The 23,106-nt window shown below is 56.4% G+C and carries 22 protein-coding genes; 6 read left to right on the top strand and 16 right to left on the bottom strand.

The genetic code is table 11. The annotated features are described in order from the left end of the window. Window positions 1-44: 44 nt before the first annotated feature. Complete coding sequence (locus AC2IAX_RS11950) at window positions 45-1,676, bottom strand: FAD-dependent oxidoreductase (RefSeq protein WP_494387690.1); 1,632 nt, start codon at window positions 1,674-1,676, stop codon at window positions 45-47. A 218-nt stretch (window positions 1,677-1,894) separates the two neighbouring features. Then, window positions 1,895-2,776, bottom strand: coding sequence for an NAD(P)-dependent oxidoreductase (locus AC2IAX_RS11945; protein WP_494387689.1), 882 nt, complete (start codon window positions 2,774-2,776; stop codon window positions 1,895-1,897). A gap of 454 nt (window positions 2,777-3,230) precedes the next feature. Here AC2IAX_RS11945 and AC2IAX_RS11940 point away from each other — a divergent pair, with 454 nt between their 5' ends. From AC2IAX_RS11940 to AC2IAX_RS11930, 3 genes are all read left to right on the top strand, one after another. Continuing rightward, entirely contained in the window at window positions 3,231-3,599 is a 369-nt protein-coding gene (locus tag AC2IAX_RS11940; protein WP_494387688.1) for a hypothetical protein, read from the top strand. 110 nt (window positions 3,600-3,709) lie between these two features. Next, window positions 3,710-3,907, top strand: coding sequence for a DUF2283 domain-containing protein (locus tag AC2IAX_RS11935; protein WP_494387687.1), 198 nt, complete (start codon window positions 3,710-3,712; stop codon window positions 3,905-3,907). Then, a complete protein-coding gene (locus AC2IAX_RS11930; protein ID WP_494387686.1) occupies window positions 3,868-6,171 on the top strand; it encodes a tetratricopeptide repeat protein in 2,304 nt (767 codons plus the stop codon). Before AC2IAX_RS11935 ends, AC2IAX_RS11930 begins: the two co-directional genes overlap by 40 nt. Before the next feature lie 14 nt (window positions 6,172-6,185). Here the strand turns inward: AC2IAX_RS11930 and AC2IAX_RS11925 are convergent, their stop codons facing one another. Then, entirely contained in the window at window positions 6,186-6,572 is a 387-nt protein-coding gene (locus tag AC2IAX_RS11925) for a transposase family protein (RefSeq protein WP_494390375.1), read from the bottom strand. Window positions 6,573-6,600: 28 nt separating this feature from the next. After that, entirely contained in the window at window positions 6,601-7,014 is a 414-nt protein-coding gene (locus AC2IAX_RS11920) for a transposase family protein (RefSeq protein ID WP_494387685.1), read from the bottom strand. Window positions 7,015-7,098: 84 nt separating this feature from the next. On the opposite strand from AC2IAX_RS11920, the gene AC2IAX_RS11915 reads away from it, so the two are divergent. Further along, window positions 7,099-7,425 carry a hypothetical protein gene (locus AC2IAX_RS11915; protein ID WP_494390374.1) on the top strand — a complete coding sequence of 109 codons (327 nt, stop codon included), beginning with the start codon at window positions 7,099-7,101 and terminating at the stop codon, window positions 7,423-7,425. 290 nt (window positions 7,426-7,715) lie between these two features. On the opposite strand, the gene AC2IAX_RS11910 is transcribed toward AC2IAX_RS11915, so the two are convergent. The 3 genes from AC2IAX_RS11910 to rpsP all read right to left on the bottom strand — a co-directional run bounded on the left by AC2IAX_RS11910 (window position 7,716) and on the right by rpsP (window position 9,473). Continuing rightward, window positions 7,716-8,672 (bottom strand): PhoH family protein, encoded by a 957-nt coding sequence (locus AC2IAX_RS11910; protein ID WP_494387684.1) that lies wholly within the window; start codon window positions 8,670-8,672, stop codon window positions 7,716-7,718. A gap of 2 nt (window positions 8,673-8,674) precedes the next feature. Then, window positions 8,675-9,049, bottom strand: coding sequence for a KH domain-containing protein (locus AC2IAX_RS11905; RefSeq protein ID WP_494387683.1), 375 nt, complete (start codon window positions 9,047-9,049; stop codon window positions 8,675-8,677). Window positions 9,050-9,215: 166 nt separating this feature from the next. After that, window positions 9,216-9,473 (bottom strand): 30S ribosomal protein S16, encoded by a 258-nt coding sequence (gene rpsP / locus AC2IAX_RS11900; RefSeq protein ID WP_099533799.1) that lies wholly within the window; start codon window positions 9,471-9,473, stop codon window positions 9,216-9,218. Window positions 9,474-9,871: 398 nt separating this feature from the next. On the opposite strand from rpsP, the gene bchM reads away from it, so the two are divergent. Both bchM and AC2IAX_RS11890 read left to right on the top strand, forming a co-directional pair. Then, window positions 9,872-10,576, top strand: coding sequence for a magnesium protoporphyrin IX methyltransferase (gene bchM, locus AC2IAX_RS11895; RefSeq protein ID WP_494387682.1), 705 nt, complete (start codon window positions 9,872-9,874; stop codon window positions 10,574-10,576). 1,581 nt (window positions 10,577-12,157) lie between these two features. Next, window positions 12,158-12,358 (top strand): replication restart DNA helicase PriA, encoded by a 201-nt coding sequence (locus tag AC2IAX_RS11890; RefSeq protein WP_234406970.1) that lies wholly within the window; start codon window positions 12,158-12,160, stop codon window positions 12,356-12,358. A gap of 68 nt (window positions 12,359-12,426) precedes the next feature. Here AC2IAX_RS11890 and AC2IAX_RS11885 read toward each other — a convergent pair whose 3' ends face one another. From AC2IAX_RS11885 to lspA, 9 genes are all read right to left on the bottom strand, one after another. Then, window positions 12,427-12,918 carry an SH3 domain-containing protein gene (locus AC2IAX_RS11885; protein WP_494387681.1) on the bottom strand — a complete coding sequence of 164 codons (492 nt, stop codon included), beginning with the start codon at window positions 12,916-12,918 and terminating at the stop codon, window positions 12,427-12,429. A gap of 218 nt (window positions 12,919-13,136) precedes the next feature. Further along, complete coding sequence (locus tag AC2IAX_RS11880) at window positions 13,137-14,648, bottom strand: AAA family ATPase (protein WP_494387680.1); 1,512 nt, start codon at window positions 14,646-14,648, stop codon at window positions 13,137-13,139. A gap of 498 nt (window positions 14,649-15,146) precedes the next feature. Next, the gene (locus tag AC2IAX_RS11875; protein ID WP_494387679.1) at window positions 15,147-15,809 is read right to left on the bottom strand and encodes an ABC transporter ATP-binding protein; all 663 of its coding nucleotides are present in this window, start codon (window positions 15,807-15,809) and stop codon (window positions 15,147-15,149) included. Between the two features lie 11 nt (window positions 15,810-15,820). After that, the gene (locus AC2IAX_RS11870) at window positions 15,821-17,083 is read right to left on the bottom strand and encodes an ABC transporter permease (protein ID WP_494387678.1); all 1,263 of its coding nucleotides are present in this window, start codon (window positions 17,081-17,083) and stop codon (window positions 15,821-15,823) included. 139 nt (window positions 17,084-17,222) lie between these two features. After that, complete coding sequence (locus tag AC2IAX_RS11865) at window positions 17,223-18,755, bottom strand: efflux RND transporter periplasmic adaptor subunit (protein ID WP_494387677.1); 1,533 nt, start codon at window positions 18,753-18,755, stop codon at window positions 17,223-17,225. A gap of 227 nt (window positions 18,756-18,982) precedes the next feature. Further along, window positions 18,983-19,627 (bottom strand): TetR/AcrR family transcriptional regulator, encoded by a 645-nt coding sequence (locus AC2IAX_RS11860; protein WP_494387676.1) that lies wholly within the window; start codon window positions 19,625-19,627, stop codon window positions 18,983-18,985. A gap of 144 nt (window positions 19,628-19,771) precedes the next feature. Continuing rightward, window positions 19,772-21,538 carry an N-acetylmuramoyl-L-alanine amidase gene (locus AC2IAX_RS11855; protein WP_494387675.1) on the bottom strand — a complete coding sequence of 589 codons (1,767 nt, stop codon included), beginning with the start codon at window positions 21,536-21,538 and terminating at the stop codon, window positions 19,772-19,774. Beyond that, a complete protein-coding gene (locus tag AC2IAX_RS11850; RefSeq protein ID WP_494387674.1) occupies window positions 21,539-22,357 on the bottom strand; it encodes a DsbA family protein in 819 nt (272 codons plus the stop codon). Window positions 22,358-22,534: 177 nt separating this feature from the next. Continuing rightward, a complete protein-coding gene (gene lspA, locus AC2IAX_RS11845; protein WP_494390373.1) occupies window positions 22,535-23,014 on the bottom strand; it encodes a signal peptidase II in 480 nt (159 codons plus the stop codon). Between the last annotated feature and the right edge of the window lie 92 nt (window positions 23,015-23,106).

Raw genomic sequence — 23,106 nt, 5'->3', positions numbered from 1 at the left:
TTTTCTGGATTTGGGTTTTCTGGATCTTTGGGTTTTCTGGATCTTTAGGAGTCGATCGCGGCGGGCAAATCCGCCAGCCAGCCGGCCGCCTGTTGCCCATTGCTGGGGCCGCTGGCCAACCCCCAAGACCCGGTTCCCGTAATCACAAACCCATTGGGGCCACAGGGAGCCACCGTCGATTGGCCATCGGCATGAACCGGCCGCGCCCCCACCCAGGGTTGCAGAGTCGCCAACGCCGCCCAATCCAGGGACTCGGAGTCTAAACCAGGGCAGCCATGGAGCACCCACAGTTCCGGAAAGAACTGCGCCGCCGCCCTCAGTTGCGATCGCAGGGCCCACCGTGCGCCGGGATGTTGCAAATTGAGGGGCCGATCGACCCCGGGATAGAACTTGCAGCCGCCGATCCGAATTTCCCAATCTCCAGCGGCGGCTCCCAGGGCTTCCGGCTGGAATCGATCGAGCCGACGCGGATCCAAAAGATCCAGGGGAATGAGCCGATCGCCCCAGGCCGCGGCCCAGGTGCGATCGAGCCAATCGGTGGCCTCCCCGCTCATATCCAACGCCAGGCGATCGAGCGCCCGCTGCTGATCCAACCAATCGAGAAAAGCCGCCGCCGGAATCAGGGTGGGGCTGATCACCAACGGCCCGGCGCTGCCGTCCTGTTTCCAGGCCCGGCGGGGAAAAGTCAGGCCCTGGGCGATCGCCGATCGGGGAATGGCAAAGGTAATCGATGTGCCCGCGATCGGGAAGAGCGGTTGGCTCACCGCGCCGCTTTGCTCCAGCAGCGGATCAAACCCCGTGGCAAAGATAAACCGATCGGTGGCGCGGCCGAGGGTGATCGCCTTGCCCCCTTGGTGGGCCCGCAATTGCTGGATTTGCCCGCTCGCATCCCGATCGATGCCGGTAATGTCCGTGTTTAGTTGCCACTGAATCCGCCCCATTTGATTCAGCCGATCGGTCAATTCCGCCACCAGCCGTCCCGCATGGATCGCGCCCCCCGGTTGGCGGGTGATTTGGCCCGCAAAATCCGCCGCCCCCAAGAAAGGAGCCAAACCGGGATTCAGGGTCAAGGCCTCCGCCACGGACACCAGGGCCGCCAGGTCGCGATCGCCCGTGGCCCGATGCAGCCGCGCCACTTCTTGGCTCGCTTTGACAGCGGCTTGGGAACCCTGATAAACCCGCAGTTTTGCCCCCAGTTGCAAGCCGGTGCGAGCCGCCAAAGCGGGATCCTGTTCCGCCAGCTCGCGCCAGAGGTGCAAATTGCGGAACCCCAATTGCAGCATCGCCCGCTCCCGATCGGCTGCTGCGGGTTCCTGGGCCCGGGCCCGCTCCAAAAATGCCCCGATCGCCGTTCGATCGGCCCCTTGGGCCACAAACCCCGGATAGGCATAGCCCCCTTGATCCACGGGTGTTTCAAAGGCTTGGGCCAATTGCGTGGCCGTGAGACCCCCGGCCACCAGCCCTTCGGTGGCCGTCAAGCTGCGCCCATTGCCGGCCGTCAAACCAGCCCCCGGCGTGGCAGCGCGATCAACCATCACCAGGGGCAGTTCCGTTTGGCCCGCTTGGCGAATGGCCCAAGCGGTCAACAAACCCGCCACGCCCGCACCGACGATGTAGACACGACGGGCGCGGGGCCCGGTGGTGCGATCGACAGGATTCAACAGAACAGAGGACATGGCAACGGCTTGAGGTTTAGGGGATGGGAGCAGACAGGTCGATCGGGCGGGCGATCGAGTGTAATAAATTTAGAATAACTATTCAACGATGAATCGATGAAAGCTTCAAGGGCTAAACAGCGGTCACCATGACCGTTGGCAACGGCCGCTGTAGCCCGAAACTCATTTTAAAAACGATCGCCCCAACGATCGCCCATTCGCGCCGCTGCCCGATCGGCCTAAGGTTCCGGTTCCGTCGCCGGAGCGATCGCCGCAAACAGCGCCGAATAGTCCGTGTTGCCCAACCCCAGGGCGATCGCCCGTTCCACCACTGCCCGCACCGCCTGCACCGGAGCCGTATCAATTCCTTGGGCCCCCGCCGCCTGGGCAAACAAGTCCAGATCCTTCAGCAGATGCTTCGTGGGGAAATTGGGGCGATCGAAGTCCCGATCAAGCATCCGTTGCAGCTTCTTATCAAAGGTCGGCGCATAGAGGGCGCTGGGGCGCAAAATCTGCAAAAAGGTCTCCACGGCAATCCCTTCCCGTTGCACCAGGGCCAAACTGGCCGCAAAGGCCGTGGTCAACGACCCAATCAACTGATTCATAGCCAGCTTCAACGCCGCCGCCGACCCCACGGGCCCCACCAACAGCGGCTCGGGGCCAAAGGTTTGCAACCAAGCCCGATCGCGCTCAAACTGGGCCGGCGTTGCCCCCACCATCAACAACAACTTGCCTGCGCTCAGTTCGGGAATGCTGCCCAGGACGGGCGCTTCGTAATAGTCACAGCCCCAAGCGGTTAACTCAGTGCCGATCGCCCGGCTTTCTTCCGGAGCGATCGTGCCCATTTGCACCACGGTTTTGTCCACCAACAGCGACCCGATCGCCCCCTCCAGCAGCACCGATCGAATGGCGGCCCCATCCGCCAGCCACAACACCACCCGATCGGCCGGGGCGATCGCCGCCGCCAAATCCGTCGTGGTGTTCAGGCGATCGATCCCCTGCAACAGTTCCAGGGCCTCGGGCGATCGGTTCCAAGCCACCACGTCTTCGCCCGTGGCCGCCAGCCGCCCGGCCGCGGCCCGACCCATTAACCCCATGCCCAACACGGCTACTACAGTCATTGCGCTTACTTTTGTTCTGAGCGATTAGTTTGCATGATCCTTAAGATCGCATCAAACTGCTGAGAAAATATGAATCCTTAAATGTCAATTATCAACTGAATCGATCATCCCGTAGGTTGAATGGAAGTAAGGCTAAATTGTTATGAAATGGTTGATTTATCTCCCATATACCGAAAATTTTGACCACCCAACCGATCGGGGAAAGGGTTGGTTTGATCGATCGATGGCGGTGCATGGGAGATAAGGGAAAAGGGTTGTTGGCAATCGAAAAACCCGTTAATTTTCGGGAGCGGTAGGGTTTGTGGGAGAACGCTTTCGGGGTAACGATTTGGCTTTTTGGTACTCCCACGCACCGTCGATCCCCTCTCGGGATCACGAGATCGTTTTTCTGCGTCCATGGCAGATGATTTCCCCGGTTAAATTGGAAGGGTTGATCGGCCCTGCTCACAAATCTATGCTGTTAACCGCTGCCGAACTCGTGACCATGATCGTGGATGGCTTCATCGCCGCCGGAGCCGGAAAGTTGACCGAAGCGGCCCTGCCCAAGCTGCGAACCCTCTGGAGCAAAATTCGCGATCGCCTAGCCCGTCGCCCGGAGCTGCCTGCCCTGCCGGAAACACCAACGGGGGCGATCGATCCGCAAGTGCTGCCGATCCTCGATGCGGAATTGGTGAATGATCCGCCCTTTGCTGAGGAAGTGCGGGCGATCGCCCAGGAATATCAACAACTGATCCAACAACAAGCGCAAATGACTCAAAACAACTACGGCAGCAACAACAAAAATTATCAAATCGGCTCAATCAACGAGGCAAATTTTTCCTAGCTCATCATTCAAGTAGGTTGGGTTGAAGCATGAAACCCAACACCGACAAAGTTCGCATTGATCGTGTTGGGTTTCGCACAGCTCAACCCAACCTACTGAGGAAAGTTTCTATGCAGATTCGTTATGACCCTGAAGCTGATGTGTTGATTTTGATTTTGCGGGATTTGCCCCCAATTGATTCGATCGCAGAACCCGGCGGAATGATTGTTAGCTACGGGGAAGGTGGGGAACCCGTTGCGATCGAGTTATTGAATGTATCCAAAAAGCAATGGATGCAGCCGATGTCGCCAAAACCCAATCGCCCATGACGCAAAATAACTACGGCTCCCACAACAAAAACTGTCAAATTGGCTCGATCGGCACTGCAAAGGTTGACATCGAAACTGCAATTTTTGGTGGCAATCCGATCGAGCAAGCCTTTGACCAGTCGGATTTGTTGCCGGGGCGATCGGAGGAGGAGATTGAGCGGACGGCGGAGTTGGTGCAGCTCGATCGGTGGCGGCAAGAGTCGGGCGATCGCTGGGCGGTGATTGTGGGGCCTGGCGGGGCGGGCAAAAGTACCCTGGCTTCTCAATGGTTCAAGCGCTCCCAAAAGTCTCAAGCATGGGCGGGGCGACTCTGGACGGATTTGGGGCGGGGGCCGAGCTTTGGGGAAGTGGCGCGGCGGGCGATCGTCCAGTTTGGCGCGGCCAGCCAGGAGCAGGCGGAACGGCTGGAGGAGTCGGAATTGTTGCGGCGGCTGTTGGTGACGTTGCAGCAAAGCCCCTGTCTGTGGGTGCTAGACAACCTGGAAACGGTGCTGGAGGCGCGGGAACTGCCCGCAGACTATCAGGCGTTTTGGCGGCAGTGGCGATCGTTGTGCCGGGGGGCGGCGGGTTGGGTGTTGTTTACCAGTCGCGATTTACCGACGGAGATGGCGGCGCGGCGGCTCGACTTGACGGAGGGCTTTACGCCTGAGCAGGGAGCCGATTTCTTGCAAAAGCGGGGAATTCGGGGCGCTGAGGCGGATTTGCAGGCATTTTCCAAGCGGGTGCATGGCTACCCCTTGGTTTTGGGGTTGGCGGCGGGTTTTCTGTGGGCGCAGTTTGGTGACGATCCGCACCTGTCCAAGCTACCGGCGGATTTCTTTGCGATCGCGGATCAACACCGGGACGATCCGCAAGCGACGCTGGAAACGGTGTTGCGGTGGAGTTTTGAGCGGTTGTCGCCGGAGTTGCGGGATTGGTTGGGGCGGCTCTGTGCGTTGCGGGTGGCGTTTGCCTTTGAAACAGCGGATGACCCGCAGCTATTGCAGACGTTGGCGGGGCGATCGTTCCTGATTCAAGACGGTTTGCCGCTGACCGATCCCGATGCGCCGCGCCAATTTGTCTACCGTTGGCAACCGATCGTCCAGCAATTTGTGCAGCGCCAACAACCCGATCTAATTGAGGCCCATCGATTCGCGATCGCCCATCACGATCAGCATTATCTGGGCTTGGGCAAATGGCAAACCAAGGCTGATATCGACAACTACATCGAAAAGTGGCATCACGAGGGCGAACTGGCAAAGTTGACGAGCGATCGAAAAAGAGAAGCTGTATCTCTGGGCAATCTAGGTGTTGCCTATGATTCTCTCGGACAAGTCCAGCGAGCAATTAACTTTCACGGACAATATTGGGAGATCGCTCGCGAAATTGATTTTCGGAGAGGAGAAGCTGCTGCTCTAGGTAATTTGGGCATCAGCTACGATTTTCTGGGACACCACCAGCAAGCAATTAACTTCCATAAACAGTCCTTGGTAATTAATCACGAAATCGGAGACCGAGGAGGAGAAGCCGCCTGTCTCGGTAATCTGGGAAATGCATACCACGCACTTGGTCAGTACCAAACAGCTATCAGCTTTCACCAGAAACATTTAGAAATTGCCTATGAAATTGGAGAGGCACGAGGCACTGCAAATGCTCTAGGCAACTTGGGAAATGCGTACCATGCCCTTGGTCAATATCAAACAGCTATCAGCTTTCACCAGAAACATTTAGAAATTGCCTATGAAATTGGAGAGGCACGAGGCACTGCAAATGCTCTAGGCAATTTGGGCAATGCATACCACGCCCTTGGTCAATATCAGTATGCGCTTAACTGCTTTAAGAAATCTTTAGTGATTGACCGTGAAACTGGTGATCAACGAGGAGAGGCTAGATCTCTCGCCGGTATTGGTGCTGCTTACGATGCTCTTGGTGAGCATGAGCGAGCGATCAACTTTTATCAGTGCTGTCTATCTATGATGCGCGAAATTGGTGATCAGAAAGGAGAGTCAGACTCCTTAATTAGTCTCGGTCTTGCATATGATTCTCTAGGACAATATGAGCAGGCGATCAACTTTTATCAGCTGTCTTTGAGAATCAAAGATGAGATCAGCGACCACATAGGAAAGGCTATTGCTCTAGGTAATTTAGGGGCTGCTTATGAAGCCATGAGTAAACATGAGCAGTCAATTACCTATCATGAGCAAGCCTTAGCAATTGACCGAAAGACTGGTAATCAGCGAGGGGAGGCTAGTTCACTAAGCGACTTGGGTCGATCCTATCAATAGACCTCTTGCACGAATCAAATTGGATGTGCCGCTTGGTAGTTGAGCAACCCAGCTAACAGATGGAGCCTCAAGCCAAAACGGCGACGACGATTGCGATAGCGTTCTGAGAAGATCCGAAATCGCTTCAAGCGACGAATGGCATGCTCAATCCGAATGCGCACCGCCGCTAACGCCTGATTGCAGGCTTTTTCCTCGTCAGGCAGGCACTTTCGAGGTGGTTTCCGTTTCGGAAGGATCGTGGCTTCATGGTGACGAGCTAGCCCTTGATACCCACTATCCGCTAGACACAGCCGGTCTGGGGCTAGGCGAAACGCGCTCTCACGCCAAAGTCGCAGGTCATGGGTGCGACCTCGACCGATTGCCACCGCTAGGAATTGACCGGAGCGCCAATCAATCACCAATTGCCCTTTCAACGGATGCCGCTTTTGCTTACCGCTGTAGTAAGCTCGCTGTTTTTTTTGGGCGTTCAATGGCGACTTCGGTCACATCAATCACCACCACTGACTCGTCGGTTTCGGGGTCTAAGAGACGGCGTTTGCCGGGCAAGGCAAACCGACCACTTTTGACCAAGACGGTCTCAACACGGTTGATGATCCGACAGACGGTGGCTTCTGAGACCCCGAAATCGAGACCGATGTGGAATTGGGTGCGATACTCGCGCCAGTATTGCAGGGTTAGCAGAAGCTGATTCTCAACACTCAGACTATTTTGGCCCCCGCGTTTGCCACTCCGGTCTAGGGCGGGGCGGAGGACTTCCAGCATGGCTTGGAAGGTGGAGCGACTGAAGCCACAGGCACGGCGAAACTGTGATGGGGGCAGCGAGGCGAGGCTTTCGTAGAGCATCTCCCGATCATGGTGACAACGACTTTCTACACTACTGCTTTATTCGTGCAAGAGGTCTAATCTCTTGGGAAATACCGGCAGGCGATCAACTTTTACGAGCAATCCCTGGAGATCCAACGCGAGATCGGCGATCAAACAGGCGAAGTTCAATCTATCTATAACCGTGGCGTGGCACTGGAAAGCCTCGATCGCCTAGCAGAAGCCCAAACAGACTTTGCAATGGCTCGGGATTTATTTCGCCAACTCGATCAACATCACTACGCCGAAATAGCCGAGCAAAATTACCAGCGAGTCACCCAAGCTCTGCAAACACCCCCACCCATCCCCGCCGAAAAGCCCCGATCTCCCTGGTGGGTACGGCTGTGGCAAGCTTGGCGGCGCTGGCTCCGTCGCCTCTTCGATCAATCGTAGGGTGCGTAGGGCAACGCTCCCTTAATTCCCGATGCTCCCCTCATGCCCTACGCACCGCTGCAATGTCGCGGCCCAACGAACTCGTGGGGATGGTCGTCGATCGCGTGGCGGTTGCGGTGCGTGGGAGATGAGCGGTGGATTGTCGTTAATGCGATCGCGTGCTCCCACACACCCTACGAAATCATCGGCCCAACGAACTCGTGGGGATTATCGTCGATCGCGTGGCGGTTGCGGCGCGTGGGAGATGAGCGGGAGATTATGGTTGCGAAGGTGACTTGCTCCCGCGTGCCCTACTGGCCGGATTCGTGGCGTTCGTAGGCGGTGACGATCCGTTGAACCAGCGGATGGCGCACCACATCGGCGCGGGTCAGTTCACAAAAGGCGATGCCCTCAACATTTTTGAGGATCCGCTGGGCGATCGCCATGCCCGAGGTTTGGTGATCCGGCAGGTCGGTTTGGGTAATGTCGCCAGTCACGACCATGCGCGATCGAAACCCCAGCCGCGTCAACACCATCTTCATTTGGGCCGGCGTGGTGTTTTGGGCCTCATCCAAAATCACAAAGGCATTGTTTAGGGTGCGACCGCGCATATAAGCCAAGGGAGCCACTTCCACGATGCCCCGCTCCATCAGGTTGGCCACTTTTTCCGGGTCGATCAGTTCGTACAGCGCGTCGTAGAGGGGGCGCAGGTACGGATCAATTTTTTGTTGCAGGTCGCCGGGCAGGAACCCCAGCCGCTCACCGGCTTCCACGGCGGGACGGGTGAGGATCAGGCGCTCAAATTCGCCCGCCAGCAACGCTTGCACAGCGATCAGAGCGGCGAGGAAGGTCTTGCCCGTGCCCGCCGGGCCGGTGCAGAAGATCAGGTCGTGATTGCGGATGGCTTTGATGTAGCGCTGTTGGCGAAAGGTTTTGGCGCGGATGTTGTCGCCGCGTCGGGTGCGGGCGATCGAGTCCTGGTGCAAATCCGCCAGCTCACCGAGCCGATCGGTTTCAATCGCCCGTTTCGCCGTCAGCACATCCGCTTCATCAATCCGCTGACCGGCACTCCAATAGATTTCTAAGGCTTTGACGATTTGTTGGCACAGGGCGATCGCCTTGTCGGGCCCGGTAATCACCAGTTCTTGGCCGCGCATCACCAGGGTTGTGCCCGTGTGTTTGGCCAGGGCCTTGAGGGTTTCCTCGCGATGGCCCGCCAGGGTGACGGCGCTGGTGCTGTTGCCCAGGTCGATCGACAGGGGAGACACCGCTACCGCCCTCGGTTGGGTCGATCGGGTCGCGATCGCCGCCGGTCACCCCCGCGATCGCCCCGGCCTCGACCGTTACCCTCTTCCGAGGGGCCATCGCCCAAGCTATAGCCGCCATACACATCCAGGAAGGCCGCCCGGCCTTCGTGGTGGGCCGCCAAGTCCAAAACCGTGCGAATTGATTGAATAGTTTTGCCGCTGCGCCCAAACACTCGTCCCCGATCGGCCGGGTCAAAGGCCACCCGCAGCCAAACATTGTTGCCCGTATGCTCGCAGTCAATCCGCAAAGCGTCGGGCACTTCCAGCAACGGTTCAATTAGGTATTGCACAAGCCCCTCGTAGTCGATCGAGGGGCTGGGATTCGTCGAAGTTGTCAAGCGGAACTCCGGCTACTCGAAAATGATTAGGGGCAAAGCCACCGGGGCGATGAACGCGATTCAGTGGGGCGATCGCCCGAGCCTTGCCAAACAACAGGAGCAGGCTGCCGGCCAGTCGGGAAGGGAGAGGAATCTCGACAGACCAGAAAACTGCACCTCCAACCCACTAGGCGTTAGCGGCCTTCAGTTGCTCAAAAATGTTGGCCTTTTCAAAGATGCTGCGCACGGTGTCGGTGGGTTGAGCACCAGACTTCAGGCGCTCGATGATCCGAGGGACTTCTAGGCGCGTTTCGTTCGTGCGGGGATTATAGAAACCCAGTTCTTCCAGGGCGCGACCATCGCGGCGCGAGGTACTTTGCATCACCACGATGCGATAGCTGACTTCGCGTTTTTTGCCAAGGCGCTTGAGGCGAATCTTAACCATGGGGGCTGTTGCAACCGAATCGAGTGTAACGACTGTCGTTTTTGGGAATAAACGACAAAAGACAAAACTTGATTCTACGCGCTGAAGCCAGATCGAGGCTAGGGGGTGGCCAGGATTTTTTCAGCGATCGCGGCTGCGGGTCTCCCTATAATCAAATGCGGCAATAAATTTTGCTCATTTGCGGCAATGAATTCGGTTCAGCCGTCGCGCAATGCAGCGGTCAATGATGGCAATCCATAACAGTCGCCATCCGGCCGCCTTGCCCATGAGCGCCAATGGGTAACCACCAGCGCCACTGGTGAGGATCCACGCCGACCCATGGCCAGGCCCTGGCGACCATCCTGGCCCTTAGCATCCAACTTTTGAGATCACGCTACCCAAAATTTACGCAATCCCCTATGAGCAGCGCCACCAGCAACAAGGGCAACGACAAAGCCATCGTCAAGGACTATTTCAACACCACCGGGTTCGATCGCTGGCGGCGCATCTATGGCGACGGCGACGTAAACAAAGTGCAACGCGACATCCGCGAAGGGCATCAACGCACGGTGGATACGGTGGTCTATTGGCTGAAGCAAGGAAGCAAACTGGCGGGCCAAACCATCTGTGATGCGGGTTGCGGTGTGGGTTCCCTCAGTGTGCCGTTGGTGGAGTTGGGGGCGATCGTTGCGGGTAGTGACATTTCCGAGGCGATGATCGGTGAGGCCAAGGAGCGTGCGGCCAAGCTGAACTTGGGCGATCGCCTAAGTTTTGAGGTAAAGGATCTTGAGGCGATCGAGGGTTCCTACGACACCGTGATTTGTTTGGATGTGTTGATTCACTATCCCGACCAAGACATCGAAAAAATGATTGGGCATTTGGCCGGCCGTGCCCAGTCGAAGCTCATCCTCAGCTTTGCGCCCAAGAGTCCGGTTTATGTGCTGTTGAAAAAAATTGGCGAGCTGTTCCCCGGCCCCAGCAAAACCACGCGCGCCTATTTGCACCCGGTGCGGGATGTGGTGCGGATTTTGCGGGCCAATGGGTTTGAGGTTAATCGGCGGGAGTTCATTGGCTCCCAGTTCTATTTCTCGCAAATTCTAGAGGCTGTCCGCCCACAGGAATAGACGTGAGGATGTGATCAGTAGGCGTGATTGATCAGTGGGGTCACGGAATCCAATGCGGATCGATCGGGATGTGATTCACCAGTTACATCCCACCCAGTGGCGTTCCAGCCGCTCAACCCCACCACCTACAACCCAGCAACCCGATCGTAAATCGAAGTGGGGCAAGGGGCTGAGGGCTTGTCGTCCAATCGTCTGCAACCCTGATTTCAACCCGATAATCTCGTGAGGGACAAGGGGCTGAGGGCTTGTTGTTCAATCGCCTGCAACCCTGATTTCAACCCGATAATCCCATGAGGGACAAGGGGCTGAGGGCTTGTTGTCCAATCGCCTGAACCCCTGATTTCAACCCGATAATCTCGTGAGGGACAAGGGGCTGAGGACTTGTTGTCCAATCGCCTGAACCCCTGATTTCAACCCGATAATCTCGTGAGGGACAAGGGGCTGAGGACTTGTTGTCCAATCGCCTGAACCCCTGATTTCAACCCGATAATCTCGTGAGGGACAAGGGGCTTAAGCCCCTTGTTACAACGACCGTGAGTGACGACTGCGGGCATGGAAAATCAACCGTCTCTCACTGATTCCAAGTTGCAAACTTTTTGCCAAAAACTGATCATTCGTTCACAAAATGCTTCGTGACCCTTTTGGGTGGAAATTCCCTAGAAAAGCTTAAGAAAACCAAAACTTTTAACAGAGATAAACAGAATTGAAGTTTCATCAAAAGTAGGTAAAACAATATTAAGTAGAACACCGATCCCAATCTTGATCAGATCTCAACATTGCATTGACCCAGATCACAGATTTTTAGCTGCACCTTTGCCATGACGACCCGATCGAGTCAGTCATAGTTGCCGTCTGAACAGTTGCAGGCCGCCACTTCTCTTCAGGGAAGAGTTTGCCGAAATGCCGTCTGAGTTTTGAGTGGGACTCACTTGGTATCAGAGGTAACCAATTAGGGATCGCGCCATTCGGAGGAACCGATGTCTTTAAATTGAAAGGAATTGTTGCTAAATTCCCCCGATCCCCGATCGGCTATTCCATAATGCTAAGAACGAGAATGAATTAGCCCCTCGATTCCATGATTGGTTTTGATCACCCCTATTCCCTGCTCTCAAAACCAGTCGCATCGCCTCTGAAATTGCTTTTTAAGGCATTCTTCCGTTGAGGTTTATGGTCGGTTGGCCGCCGGCTATTCACTGAATTTGTTGAAGTTATTGACAGTGCTATCTGCAAGGTCGTGAGGAGTCGAAAACGACGGAAATGCTCGAGAACAGCCCTTTCAGTCCCCTACCGCTTGAACTGGACTAATTGAATTGGGCTAATGGATATCGCACTCAAATGGATTCCGTCGTTTTTTGAGTTTTCTTGGTTAACGGGATGACTCGGCTCATATCGGTGTTGTTTTTCGTTGTTTTTCGTTTCTGATCGCGTTTTTTTATCACTGGATGTGAAGGATCGATCGCCCAGATCCGGTGCTCCCGCCGCAAATGCTCCTTGCATTGAGGGGGCGATCGCACCTTCAGCCCATCCGCCGTTTAGACAAGCCAGTCGATGCCTCGGTTTAGTTCCTCAAATTTTTGCCAGATGGTGACCACAATGCTGACCGTAGAAACGATTTACTGCCCCAACTGTGGTTCGCGTGCAGAGCGTCATCGAATTCGCACGAGCAACGTGATTCGGACTCAGTGCCATGCTTGTGACTACTTGATGGTGACCTGCTCGCTCACGGCTCGGGTGCTGGAAGCCTACGCGCCAGGCATCGCGATCGCCCAACGATCGGCTTGAGTTTTTGCCCAATTCATTCCAAAACTTGGTGAATTGGGCTTGTTAATTGGAAGGGTTAATCTAGCTCGTTAATCTAGTCGGCGGGTGTTGCCGCTGCGAACCCAGCCCTCGGGGCCGCTTTCGCCCAGGCGCACCCGCTGCCAACGTCGATCGGGACTGTCTCCCAAGACAATGACTCGATCGTTGTAGTCCACGCTGCCCAGCCTTGCGCCCGATCGATTGGGAGTCGATCGCAACACCAGCCCGATCGGTTGGGTTACCCGGGCCCGATAAGCACCGGGAGGCAAGGGCGACGGCGGTGGCAAAACTGGGGCTGGGGAAACTGCGCTGCTGGGCGGTGGGGGCGGGGTCACCACTGCGCCGGGCTTGGGATCGTTGGCAAAGCTGGGGCGCGGCGGGGCCGTGGCAATTTGGGTGACGATGTAGCGAACGGCAATCACCCCTCCGGCAGCCAAAAAGGCGATCGCGATCGCGATGCCACTAATGAGGCTGACCAGCCCGCGCAATAGTTTCCACAGCCAACGCACGATCGTTTGCGACTCCCGATGAGGATCAACCACCAACCTGTCCAAAATATTTTGCTAACCGATCTAGCCCAGAGATTTAGCCAGCCTATTTAGCCAGAGATTTCGCCAGATATCTAGCCAGGATATCCTGCGATTCAGCCCGTATTTTCCCCTAGAACCTGTTCTAGTCAGGGCGAAAATTTGGCTAATGCAGCTCGTTCAGCCCATTCAGCCCGATCGATCCAGAATTAGCCCGAGAATTAGCCCGAGAATTAGCCCGAGAAAGAAGACAAGCCGCCCAAGGTGGTCGATCGGGACGCTAACCGCGCTTTGCCCGCAGCCGCCCATTGTTGAAGGGCTTCGATTTGCTCGCGGGCCGTGCGAGCCAGGGGCACAATTTGGCTAACGGCGGCCACGATGTCATCGGTGGTGAAATCGCGGTTTTCGCTGAAGCCAATGTGCATCGCTTCCACGATCGACTGTTCAATTTCGGCTCCGGAAAAGTCCGGCGTTTCGTAGGCCAGGCGATCGAGGTCGTAGGTCTTGAGGTTGTGGGGGCGCAGTCGGCTTAAATGCACCTCAAAAATTTCGCGGCGCTCTGGTTGGCTGGGCAATCCCACAAAGAAGATTTCGTCAAATCGCCCTTTGCGCAACAGTTCTGGCGGCAAGGACTGGATATCGTTCGCCGTCGCCACCACAAAAACCGGCGATTGCTTTTCCGCCATCCAGGTGACAAACGTGCCAAAAACCCGCGAGGCCGTGCCGCCGTCGCCCTTGCTGCCCAATCCGGCGAAGGCCTTGTCAATTTCATCAATCCACAGAATGCAGGGGGCGAGGGCTTCCGCGAGCTGAATGGTTTGGCGCGTGCGGGATTCAGACTCCCCCACCAAACCGCCAAACAAACGCCCCACATCCAACCGCAGCAAGGGCAAGTGCCAATGGTGGGCGATCGCCTTGGCCGTTAGGGATTTGCCAGTGCCTTGAATCCCCACCAACAGCAGCCCCCGGGGATGGGGCAGGCCGTATTGGCGGGCCCGCTCCGAAAATGCGCCGCCGCGCCGCAGGAGCCAGGCTTTCAGGTTGTCTAGCCCGCCAATATCAGACATCTGTTCCGTGGCGGGGCAAAAGTCCAAAATTTGGGTTTGGCGGATCGATTGGCGTTTTTCTTCCAGGATCAGATCCATGGTTTCGGGGGGCAGGTTGCCGTTTTGGGCGATCGCCCGGCCCAACACTCGCCGTACCCGATCGAGCGAGAGGCCTTGGCTCGATCGCACCAAGTCTTCTAAGTCTCGTCCTGCCAGGGTTTGGCCCGTGGCGGTCGCTAGCCGTTGCACCTCCTGGCGCAGTTCATCGGCGGCGGGCAGGGGAAATTCCAGCACCGTCAGCACTTCGCTAAGGTCTTCGGGAATTTGCACCTGCGGGGAAAGGAGCACGATGTTTTTGGGTTGGGCCTTGAGCGATCGCGCCAAGTTACGCAACTTTCGGGCGATCGCAATATCATCCAAAAATCGATGAAAATCCCGTAAAACAAAGACTCCCGCCGCCGAATCGGGGAATTTTTCTAGAAACTCCAGGGCTTGCAGCGGATTGCGCTTACCTGCCCCCAAATCATTGGGACTGCCGCTGTAGCCTTCCACAAAATCCCAAACATAAACCCCGCGATTGCCCTGGCTTTGGGCACATTGGGCGATCGCCTTTTCCACCCGCTCCTCTTCGGCGGTGGGGATATAAATCAGCGGATAGCGGGCCCGCAGGAGCAGCGAAAATTCCTGAAAAAAATCCATATTAATGACCGAATCACCAGCGGCCGAGTCCGAAATGCTGAAATTGGCTCTAGGGCGTATAAACGGCTTCTCTGCCCGCAATTCAGCATACCGCCTCTCTTGTTGAGGCGTGTGTTGCGGCCTGGGCAGGCGGCCAGATTCTGAGGTTGATTGTCAGATGATCCGAAACCCAATTCCACCGTTAGCAGATCGTGAGGGCATTAGCAGATCAGATCATGGGGGTGTTAGCAGATCAGATCATGGGGGTGTTAGCAGATCAGATCGTGGGGGTGTTAGCAGATTAGATCGTGGGGCGTTAGCAGATCAGATCGTGGGGCGTTAGCAGATCAGTCAGATCGTGGGGCGTTAGCAGATCAGATCGTGGGGGACAAGGGGCTTAAGCCCCTTGTCTTTATCAGTCGCTGGGGTAAGCTGCGTATCAACTTTGGCTTTTCAGACATCTTTTTAGAAAGTCAATTCAATCTTTCAACCGTTGAGTTTACTTAAACTTGCTATCAGCTAGTCCACAATTAAACCATCTCGAACTTGAATTTTGCGCTGGGTGCGATCGGCGATCGCTAAGTCATGGGTAATCAACACAATCGCGATGTTTTGTTCATGCAATTGATCAAATAAAGCCATCACCTCTTGGGTGGTTTGGCTGTCGAGGGCCCCGGTTGGCTCGTCCGCTAACAGCAGCGATGGCTGATTGATCAACGCTCGGGCGATCGCCACCCGTTGCTGTTGTCCACCCGACAGTTGATTAGGCCGGTTATGGAGTCGATCGCCTAACCCAACACTCACCAAGGCGGCTTCAGCACGGGCCCGGCGATCGGCCTTGGGAATGCCCGCATAGACGGCCGGTAGCATCACATTTTCAAGAGCCGTGGCGCGGGGCAACAGGTTAAATTGCTGAAAAACAAAGCCAATGCGCTGGTTGCGAATGTAGGCCAGCTCAGCAGGATTCAGAGCAGTTAAATTGCGATCTTCAAAAGTATAGGTTCCTTCTGTGGGGCGATCGAGGCAACCAATAATATTCATCAGGGTTGACTTGCCTGAACCCGAGCTACCCACGATCGCCAAGTAGTCATTGGCAGGAATATCCAAATCAATCCCCTTCAAAATGGGCACGGTGTTTTCGCCCAGTTGATAGGTTTTGGTGATGTTTTTCAGGGTAATCATGGCAGGTCACCTCACTCACTACGCAGGGCGGCGATCGGGTCAAGTCGAGCGGCATTGCGCGCAGGAATGACCCCAGCCGCCAAACCCACCGCCGTCGATAATCCAACCCCAACTACCACCGCACTGCCCGAAATCACTAAGGCAAATTGAAAGACCATCGATGCCACCACGGTCACGCCAATGCCCAAAATGATGCCGACGGTTCCTCCCAAAACAGAAATAGCCACGGACTCAACCAAAAACTGACTGAGAATGGCACGATCCGTTGCTCCTACGGCTTTGCGCACACCAATTTCGCGGGTGCGTTCTACTACGGAAACCAACATAATATTGGCGATGCCAATGCCGCCGACTACTAAAGAAATCGCCGCAACAGCCACAATCGTAGTTGTCAGTAATCCCAAAATCGTGGTCAAGGTTTTGAGGATGTCAGCTTGGTTGGTAACGCGAAAATCATCATCGGTAGGCGACATGATTTTGTGGCGCAATCGCAGAATATTCGTGACTTGAAATTTCAGGGTTTCTAACTGGGATTCGTGCTGACTTTTAATAAAAATGCCATTCACAGAAATACCCGTGAGGGCGTTCCTACCGATCGTGCGGGCTGACATGGTGGTTAGGGGAATATAAACCGCATCATCGCGATCCTGTGGCCCCTGGGAACCCTTGGCTTCCATCACGCCAATCACTTTGTATAGTTCACCGCGAATGCGAATTTTTTGACCAATGGGATCGACGGTGGCTGGAAACAAATTTTTCTGAACCGTGGGGCCAATCACGACTACCGAAGCTGTTTCATCGAGTTCTGATTGGCGAAAAAAACGTCCCACTTGCGGATAGGTATTGCGTGCATCCGGAAAACTCAAATCAGCACCATAGGCTGTGGTGGAGGTGTTGGTTTGGTTGTAAACCACCTGCACAGGTCGTTGTAAATAGGCGGCAACCACGGTGGCTGAGGGCGCTTGTTGGGCGATCGCCTTGGCATCTTCCCAGGTGAGGGTGCTCACAGACCCCATGGCTTGCACCACGCCGCCACTTTTCGCCGAGCCAGACATCACTTGCAACACATCAGTTCCGAGGCTGCGAATGCTGTCTTCCGTAGACTTCTGCACGCCCTGCCCGATCGAGGTAATCGAAATCACCGATGAAATCCCAATAATCACCCCCAACATGGTTAAGGCGCTGCGGAGTTTGTTATTCCAAAGGGATTCGATCGCCATTTCCATAATGTCGATCGTTGAAATCGTTAAGCGGTTAGGCTTTGCTTGGGTCATGGCAATATTCACCAGCCATTGGATAGGATCAGTCGCTGTCGGTTAGTTGAGACCGGCCGAATTTCATTGAATAGAATCAGTCGTTGTCGGTTGGTTGAGAACTGTCGAATTTCAGCAGCCGAAATCGCAGCCAAAGATCCTAGGGAGGTGGTGGTGCTTTGGGCAGAATACTGAAGCCTTTTGAGCCAGAATCTAAATTGCTGGGCGGACTGACTAAGACTTGCTCATTGCCCTGTAACCCAGTCTTCACTTCGGTGGAACCTTCGACCGTCAAACCCGTTTCAATCTTGCGAAAAACAGGGTTGCGATCGGCTCCCAAAATATAAACACCTTCACCCTCGGCTCGGCGCACCACAGCCGCATTAGGCACGAGCAAAGCACTGGCAAGTTGCCCAATTTCAAACTCTGCTTCGACATTCATGCCTGCTTTTAACTGGTTCGACTGGGCATCATTAATTGCAATATAAACTTCAAAGCTCGTCACATTTTGCGAGACCGTTGCCTTTGGTGCAATTCGAGCAACATAACCCCGAAATTGCTGCTTGGGAAAGGCATCTACTTGAATGCTCACGGGCTGATTGAGGCGAATATTGCGAATTTGCGCTTCGGCTAAATTCACGACGACTTCTTGGCGATCGCTGGCCAAAATTAAAATTGAAGAAGAAGAAGCCGATTCGCTACCGCCCGCCACCGATGGGCTAACGAATGAACCCACATCGGCATATTTTTTAATCACAATTCCATCAAAGGGAGCGGTGATTTTGGTGTCTTGCAGTTGGGTTTGAATCGATCGCAAATCGCCGCGCGCCGACTGCACTTGGGCCTTGGCTTGGGCAACATCCTCCACACGACTACCCGCTTTGAGTAGGGCAACAGCTTGTTGCTGCTGACGTACTCGGGCGATCGCTTGGGCGATGTCTTCTGGGCGATTGCCAGCCCGTTGTAGTGCCAGGGCTTGGGCCGCCTCGATCGCCTGTCGTTGCGCCACCTCATAGTCCGTGCGCTTTTGGTCGAGGGTCTGCGCCGAAATTGCCCCATCCTGGAATAGCTCTTGGTAGCGCTGATAGTCGGATTCGCGCTGCTTGAGGGTGGCCTGGGCTTGCTGCGATCGCGCCACTGCCTGGGCAATTTCCTGGGGGCGATTGCCCGATCGCAGCATTTGTAACTGAGCTTGACTTTCCGCCAGTTGGGCCTCAGCCCGGGCAATTTCTTGGGGGCGATTACCCGCCGTTAAACGTGCCAAGTTGGCCTGCTGTTGGGCGAGCTGGCCTTGGCGCTGCATGAGCTGGCCTTGTAAATCCGCATCGTCCATGAAGGCAACTACTTGGCCCTGACGCACCCGATCGCCCTCCTTTACGAGCAGCGATTTGACGATGCCCGCCGTTTTGGGCCCGAGGTTAATCGATCGCTCCGCCGCGATCGTGCCATTGGCCGCGATCGTCACGGTCACGGTTTGCCGTCGCACCGGCTGCGTCAACATCACCGTGGTGGAGCGATTGCCCCCCGTGAGTTGAGCCGCCACAGTCCCGCCACCAAAGAGCAGCAGCGGCACGATCGGCAGCCCCCACTTCAGCCAACGCCCGAGATCGCGAGTCTGCATCACCACACCTGCTTGGCCAGAATGGGAAGCACCAGAGAGCCGAGACCAAAGGTAGGAAAGGGAATTGGGCATGGGTGTTTTCCTCCACAAAAATGCCTGGTGAATGTCACGAGTTGGCAGCGATTGGACGGAGCGATCGCCAATGAACGAACAACAGAATGAACAACAACGGACATCGATCAAGGGCGATCGCCCAGTCTTTTGATCAAAAAGTTAGTACTTACTTATTAATTACCTAAAAAAATTCCACCAAACAGACGCGATCGCGGACGGCCACATGCTCGATCGCTTTCCCGACTTCAGCCCGACGGCCGACCCTCTGGCGCGATCCCTGGCCAAAGGATGTCGATTAGACTGGCCACAAACTGTGAAGGTTCGATGCGGTGGCTCGGTCTTGGATCTGATGACGGGCCGAGCTGCGGCCCTTGGGAAGTGGGTCGCAGTTCATTGGCAATGACGTAGTTGATGATGCTGCCCACCAGCAGATGCGCCAAAGCCGTTGGGTCGATCGCCCGTAACCAGCCCCCCGCCACGGCCCGCTCCAAAAACAGGGCCAACAAACGACTATCGCGCACCGGAGGCGGTGGCAAGTGAGGGGAGTGCGGCGGGTGAGGCATTTTTTTCTGCGCCATCATCATGAACACCCGTGGCAAGCCTTCTTGATAGAACGCCAGCATTTCGTCACAGATTTCCGTCAGCTCTGCTTTGATATTGGCGGTCGGCTGTCGGTCTTGCAGGCGCTTCACCCAGTCGGGCGTTTCCGTCACCCCCATCGCCGCCAAAAACAGGGCTTGTTTAGTGGGAAACCGCTTAAACACCGAGGCTTCGGAAATGCCAGCACGCCGGGCAATTTCCACCGTCGAAGCCTTCACGCCCTGCTCTAAAAACACCTGACGAGCGGCGGTCAAGATGGCTTCGTTAGTGATTTTGGGCGGACGAGGCATAAAAAGTAAGCACTTACTTACTCAAGAGTTTGCGCAATTCTCCCTGGCTCGTCAAGGCCCATGGGCGATCGCCCCCTTGTTGCCCGGGGGGATCCATCCTGATCGCCCGGGTGTCGCCCAGGTGATCGGGATGGATCTCAAGGATCAATTGGCCAGGGTTCGCTCAAACCAGGCCTGGATAGTAGCAGCGATCGCCTCGGCCAGTTTGTCCTGTTCCTGCGGATTGCTGATCCACTCCGACTCGGTGGGGTGGCTCATAAAGCCCAATTCCATCAAGACGGCAGGGGCGATCGTGGGGCGCGCTAGGGCCAAGTTGCCCCAAAACACACCGTAGGAGGGTCGATCGAGCCGGCGGGTCAGCTCGTCATGCAAAAACTGCGCGAGGCCTTGGGCTTGGGGCTGATACCAAAACATGCCAATCCCCTGGGTGGTTTCGGCATTACCGTCATCGGGTAGGGCGTTGTAATGCACCGAGAGGGCGATCGTCGGCTCCAGTTCGGCAATTTGGGCCAGGCGATCGGGAATCGGTAAATCTTGATCGGTCGATCGGGTCAGCACCACCCGCGCCCCCCGTCGCTCCAAGGCGGCTTGGAGTTTCAGGCTGGTTTCCAAGTTCGGGGTCTTTTCGGGGATGCCGGCCGCATTAATTGCGCCCGATTCCCGGCCCCCATGGCCCGGATCCAACAAAATCGTGATCCCCGCCAGAGGAGCCGACCCCGATCGCAAGGGGGGATGCTTGATCCGCCAATGGAGCACGTTGCCTTCATAGCGCAAAGTCCAGCCCCAGGCCTGGGCGGTGGCCAGTCGGGCCCGATATTCCAAGCGATTCCCCGGCAACACTTGCCAAGTGAGTTGACTAATGGCCGGGTTGCGCTGCAAAAACAGGGTGTCCGTTTGGGCGATCGCCTGATGCAGCGTCAAGATCAAATCCTGGCCTTCCTGGCGCACTTCCACGGGCACGGGTTCGCTGAGGGGAAACTGCACTTCCACCGCCGTTCCCTGATTTTGGGCCCGAATGCCTTGCACCACCGCTTGTAGGGGGGTTGAGCTGGGTTCGATCGCCACTTCGCTGGCCTGGATCCAAGCCCCATAGTCGAGGCGCAACCAATCACCCCGACGGCCAGTGATCGTGGCTTGGCTGCCTTGGGGCAAGGGGGTGAGGCGGCTGTGGTCAGTGCTGGGGCCCGTGCGGGCCACGCCCCAAGGAACCGTCACCCGGGCCCGATCGCGGCGATCGCGCGGCCAAACGGTGATTCGGCCGCGAGGGGTCATGGGCATTTCGCCATCGATGTAAAACCGCACCTGACCCCAATCGTCGGGGCGATCGGGCGTGAAGCAGCCCTCATAGGTCGTCAAGGACGAAGGCGGCGGGAGATCGCTGCCCGTCAGTACCGAAGAGTTGGGCAACGGCGATCCACCCGATGGCCGGGGCAACATCCGAAAGGTCTGTTCTGCCACCCGCGCATCAATGGTCAAGTTGGGCCGCCCCGTCACCCGCAGGCAAATTGGCTCCCCGATCGGCCAGCCCCAATCGGCCATCGGCTCCAGGGTGGCCAGGGGCGTGCTCAACAACGGCTGATTGGAGATGCGGTTGATGGTGCGAATTTCCGTGCGATCGGCCCAGCGGATTTCAAACCGGTTGGGGCCCAGTTGCAACGGAAAACTGGGGGCAAAATGCCCAAAAGCACTGCGATTCACCCCTTGGCCATTGATCGTGACCGAGCCGGTGGGTGGCGCAGTGCCCAGGAAAAAAATTCGATCGCTCGTAGTTTGGTGGCCATCGGGCGGATAGACCAGCCGCAATTCCGGGGAACTCGGGGCCGGTTGGGCGATCGCCACCCCCGCCCACAGCAACGGCGCGATCGCCCCCACCATCAGCCGGGAAGCGCCCCCCAGTTCCCACGGTCTCATTTACTTGCTGGCCCGCTCAAAGGCGGCCTTGAACGCCTCAGGGCTGGGCGCACCCTGCACCGGCTCACCGGCCATCAAAAAGGTGGGAGTCCCTTCCAAACCCAAGCTTTCCGCCAGCTCTGCATCGGCGGTTACGGCTTTTTTGGCCGCCTCGCTGTTGCGATCACGCTCAAACCGGCTCAAATCCAATCCCAACTTCTTCGCCAATTCCCCATACAAGCCATCGGCCAGACGCGATTGGTTGGCAAACAGTTCATCGTGATATTCCCAGAACTTGCCCTGTTGCTGGGCAGCCCAAGCGGCCTGGGCGGCGGGAATCGCCTGGGGATGGATGCTGGTGAGGGGGAAATGCTTAAAGGTCAGAATCACCCGATCTTGATAGTCCTCCATGAACTGCTTCAGGGGAGCCAAGGCCCGGCCGCAGTAGGGACACTGAAAATCGGAGAACTCCACTAACAGCACTCGACCTTTGCCAAGGGTGGGAGAGTTGCCAATCACCTTTTTTGGGTCAGATTTGGCATCACGGGCGAAATTTTGCCGCAATTCCCGCTGCTTTTGGGACTGCTGTTGGTTATAGTCCGCCACGGATTCCAAAATCACTTGCGGATTTTTGCGGATTACGTCCAGCACTTTGGCTTCAAAATCCGCATCCACATTGCCCCCGGCGGACAGGGCGATCGGCTGGCAGGCCACCAAGAAGAGGGTGGTGGACAGGGCTAAGGCTCCGGCTCCGGCCCAAAAGCGCAGGGAAGAGGCCCGAAACAACCAATGGACCAGGGTTTGAAAAAGAGTTTGGAGGGTCTGGAATGCCTTGAGCATGGGCCTGAGCCTAAATGAAAGATCCTGAGAGCGATTAAAAAACAAACAGAGAACCGAAAAACGAGGGCCGAAAATCTCGACAGGGGCACGGTGACCCCAAATCAGTGGTCTAAGCAGCACCTGAGGGCGATCATCTATCCCCGCAAGGACTGACAGGGGAGGCCATTGGCCAGTTCCTTAGTCGGCGGCGTTGGGGCGATCGGGTCGTTGCAACATAGCAATCAACAGACAAATGATGCCCACATTAATCGACACATCCGCCAGATTAAACACCGGGAACCGAATCAGCCGGAAATCCAGAAAGTCAATGACGTGGCCCAGGGCAAAGCGATCGATCCCATTGCCCAACGCGCCCCCCAGCACAAACCCGTAGCCCCACTGTTCCCAGCGGTTCATGCGCGGGCTGCCCAGGGCCAGGGCCATCAGGGCCGCACTGACCGCCAACGAGAGCCACCGCAGCCAGCCGCTGCCCTGGAACAGGCTGAAGGCCGCGCCGGAGTTGACTACGTAGGTGAAGTGAAACCAACCGGGGATCAGCGGGATGGTCTGGGGCGGAATCGTGAGAGCGAAGGTGCTGGCCACCCAGGCTTTGGTGATGCGATCGACCCCGACGCTGGCAACGGCCACCACCCAAAACCAGCCATTTTTGGAGACCAGGCGGCCACAGGATTTGGCCCAGGCGGGAATCGGTTTGGATCGAGACTCTGGCACCGGACTATCCACAAAATTCAACGGTGGCGGCTCTCTGG

The sequence above is a fragment of the Limnothrix sp. HT2024 genome, from assembly GCF_059138625.1.
This window is presented reverse-complemented; position numbering and strand designations above follow the sequence as displayed.

Excerpts from the sequence above, each read along its gene's own strand:
- AC2IAX_RS11855 (WP_494387675.1), bottom strand. The coding sequence starts at position 21,538 with ATGAGACCGTGGGAACTGGGGGGCGCTTCCCGGCTGATGGTGGGGGCG.
- AC2IAX_RS11920 (WP_494387685.1), bottom strand. The coding sequence starts at position 7,014 with ATGCTCTACGAAAGCCTCGCCTCGCTGCCCCCATCACAGTTTCGCCGT.
- AC2IAX_RS11950 (WP_494387690.1), bottom strand. The coding sequence starts at position 1,676 with ATGTCCTCTGTTCTGTTGAATCCTGTCGATCGCACCACCGGGCCCCGC.
- rpsP (WP_099533799.1), bottom strand. The coding sequence starts at position 9,473 with ATGGTTAAGATTCGCCTCAAGCGCCTTGGCAAAAAACGCGAAGTCAGC.
- AC2IAX_RS11880 (WP_494387680.1), bottom strand. The coding sequence starts at position 14,648 with ATGGATTTTTTTCAGGAATTTTCGCTGCTCCTGCGGGCCCGCTATCCG.
- bchM (WP_494387682.1), top strand. The coding sequence starts at position 9,872 with ATGAGCAGCGCCACCAGCAACAAGGGCAACGACAAAGCCATCGTCAAG.
- AC2IAX_RS11860 (WP_494387676.1), bottom strand. The coding sequence starts at position 19,627 with ATGCCTCGTCCGCCCAAAATCACTAACGAAGCCATCTTGACCGCCGCT.
- AC2IAX_RS11935 (WP_494387687.1), top strand. The coding sequence starts at position 3,710 with ATGCAGATTCGTTATGACCCTGAAGCTGATGTGTTGATTTTGATTTTG.
- AC2IAX_RS11870 (WP_494387678.1), bottom strand. The coding sequence starts at position 17,083 with ATGACCCAAGCAAAGCCTAACCGCTTAACGATTTCAACGATCGACATT.
- AC2IAX_RS11940 (WP_494387688.1), top strand. The coding sequence starts at position 3,231 with ATGCTGTTAACCGCTGCCGAACTCGTGACCATGATCGTGGATGGCTTC.
- AC2IAX_RS11890 (WP_234406970.1), top strand. The coding sequence starts at position 12,158 with ATGGTGACCACAATGCTGACCGTAGAAACGATTTACTGCCCCAACTGT.
- AC2IAX_RS11930 (WP_494387686.1), top strand. The coding sequence starts at position 3,868 with ATGGATGCAGCCGATGTCGCCAAAACCCAATCGCCCATGACGCAAAAT.
- AC2IAX_RS11875 (WP_494387679.1), bottom strand. The coding sequence starts at position 15,809 with ATGATTACCCTGAAAAACATCACCAAAACCTATCAACTGGGCGAAAAC.
- AC2IAX_RS11865 (WP_494387677.1), bottom strand. The coding sequence starts at position 18,755 with ATGCCCAATTCCCTTTCCTACCTTTGGTCTCGGCTCTCTGGTGCTTCC.
- AC2IAX_RS11850 (WP_494387674.1), bottom strand. The coding sequence starts at position 22,357 with ATGCTCAAGGCATTCCAGACCCTCCAAACTCTTTTTCAAACCCTGGTC.
- AC2IAX_RS11945 (WP_494387689.1), bottom strand. The coding sequence starts at position 2,776 with ATGACTGTAGTAGCCGTGTTGGGCATGGGGTTAATGGGTCGGGCCGCG.